At 67.2% G+C, this 2,053-nt stretch carries 2 pseudogenes; both read right to left on the minus strand.

What is annotated here, in order from left to right:
* Positions 1-623 (minus strand): annotated as a pseudogene (locus tag CSW58_RS12045) (lysozyme); the annotation flags it as partial.
* 103 nt (positions 624-726) lie between these two features.
* Positions 727-2,053: pseudogene (gene mgtE, locus CSW58_RS12050) on the minus strand (magnesium transporter); the annotation flags it as partial.

Here is a 2,053-nt window from a genome sequence, read left to right on the forward strand (position 1 = left end):
TCAACCCGCGCGGGACGAATGAAGCCGCCCTCCTCGCGCAGGGCGATGGCCCGCTCGCTTTCCATCGGCGAGGTCAGGGTGGTGGGGGTCTGCTTGGGGACGGCGCAGCAGCCGGCGTCATAGTCGACCTTGGGCCGCAGGATCGGGCTGGGCGCCGCCACCCAGTGGCCGTCGGTCGGGGTCAGGAACAGGGTTTTTCCGCCGCCCGGCGCCGCACCAGGGCGTCGATGACGATCCGCTCGCCTCGAAGTCGGCCTTGCGCACATCTCCATCGCGCAGGCGGCCTGCAACAGCGAGCCTTCATTGACCCGGCGCAGCACGCCCGAGCGCATGAAGTTCTCGACGCCGATATTGAAGGCGAAACAGACCAGGGAATCGAACTGGTTCTGGTTCAGCGGCGTGTAGCTGTGCTCGTTGACCGCATGGGCCACCGTGATCAGGTCGTAGAGCAGCAACGCCTCGGCGTCCTGTTCCGAGACGGTCGCCCCCTGGCGGGCGGTCAGGGTGTGGCCGTAGCCGAGGGTCCAGCGGCCGTCAGGCAACTGGGCCGCCTTCATGCGGTAGCCTTCGAATCTCTTGATGAGATCGACGGCGGCGCGGGAGACCTGATGACGCGGTTTCATCGCGAGAAATGACCCAGTTTGAGACAGACGCAGTTGCGTTTGGCTCTCTCCGCGCAAGATAGGCGCCGCATGTGATGGATCGCCTAGGGGATGGCGTGAAAAATCAGTCGAACAGCAGGGCGGCGATCAGCAGCACCGAGAAGAAGCCCGCGAAATCGGTCAGGAAGGTCACGAAGATCGACGAGGACACCGCCGGGTCGCGACCCATCTTCTCCAGGGCCAGGGGCGCGAGGATGCCGCCGACCGCCGCGGTGAAGATGTTGGCCACCAGGGCCAGGGCCACCGTCGCCGACAGCCGGGGATTGCCGTAGAATAGATAGACCGCCGCGCCCATCACCAGGGCCAGGGTCAGGCCGTTCATCACGCCCACCATCAGTTCGCGCCCGACGATGCGGCCGGCGTTGGCGGCGGTCAGCTCCTTGCTGGCCAGCGACCGCACGGCCACCGCCAGGGTCTGGGTGCCGGCGTTGCCGCCCAGGGACGAGACGATGGGCATCAGCACCGCCAGGGCCACCAGCTTGGAGATCTCTTCCTGGAACAGGGCGATGCCGCTGACGGCGATGGTGGCGGTCACCAGGTTGAGCAGCAGCCAGGGCAGGCGCGAGCGGACGATGTCGATCACCGTGGCGTCGCGCCCGACGTCGGAGACGTTGGCCAGGGCCAGGATGTCCTCGCCGGCTTCCTCGCGGATGACCCCGACGATGTCATCGACGGTGATCTGGCCGACCAGCCGCCCGCCGGTGTCGACCACAGGGGCGCTGATCAGGTGGTACTTGTCGAAGATGTAAGCCACCTCCTCCTGGTCCATGTCGACGGTGATCTCGGTCACCGCCTCCATCAGATCGGCCAGGGGGGTCTCCAGCTTGCTGGTCAGCAGCAGGCTGATCGGCAGGGCGCCGACCGGCGTGAAGGATGGATCAACGACATAGACGTCGAAGAACAGGTCGGGCAGCGTGTCGCCGGACTGCCGCACGTGGTCGAGCGTATGGCCCACGGTCCAGAACTGCGGCGCGGCCAGGAACTCACGCTGCATCAGGCGGCCGGCCGTCTCCTCCCCATAGGACAGGGTGGTCTCGATCGCCGCGCGGTCGCCCTCGTCCATGGCCGCCAGGACCTGGGCCCGCTTGCGGTGGTCCATGTCGTCGATGACGTCGGCGGCGTCGTCGGAGTCCAGCTCCTCCAGCGCCCGGGCCAGGGTCACCGAGGGCGTGGCCTCCAGCACCTCTTCGCGCAGGTTGTCGTCCAGCTCGGCGATGATCTCGCCCAGCCATTCCGGATCGAGAACCGGAATGACGGCCTCGCGGTAGCCGGATGACAGGAAGCCCATCAGGTCGGCGACATCGGCCGGCTCCAGGGCGTGGACCAGCTCGCGCAGGCGCTCGGTGTCGCCGCGATCGCGGCGTCGACGACCATGTCGACATATTCGGGAT

It is taken from the genome of Caulobacter sp. B11, assembly GCF_002737765.1.
In the GTDB taxonomy this organism is placed as follows: domain Bacteria; phylum Pseudomonadota; class Alphaproteobacteria; order Caulobacterales; family Caulobacteraceae; genus Caulobacter.